Below are 302 nucleotides of genomic sequence, written 5' to 3' on the forward strand. Positions count from 1 at the left end.
GAGTCCAGATTTAATCGTAGCGGCTTTGGCCGCCAACTGTTGGGCATAGGCGGCCGGTGTCAGGCCGCCCAAGATCTTCTTCGGTCGTTCCTCGTTGTATTCCCGCCGCCAGGTTTCGATCTCGGTACGTGCGTGCAGCAGTGTGGGAAACCAGTGCTCGTTGAGGCATTCGTCGCGTAGGCGGCCATTGAAACTCTCGATATAGGCGTTCTGATTTGGCTTTCCTGGCTGGATCAAACGCAACTGCACGCCTCGCTCGTAGGCCCATGCCACCATCGCCTTGCCGCAGAACTCCTTGCCGT

Annotated in this window: 1 protein-coding gene; it reads right to left on the minus strand. The window is 58.3% G+C overall.

The window, feature by feature from the left end:
• A partial coding sequence (locus QMX78_RS21535) for an integrase core domain-containing protein (RefSeq protein WP_282273499.1) occupies positions 1-302 on the minus strand: 302 nt, incomplete at both ends.

The organism is Stenotrophomonas sp. PS02298, from assembly GCF_029959445.1.
In the GTDB taxonomy this organism is placed as follows: Bacteria; Pseudomonadota; Gammaproteobacteria; order Xanthomonadales; family Xanthomonadaceae; genus Stenotrophomonas.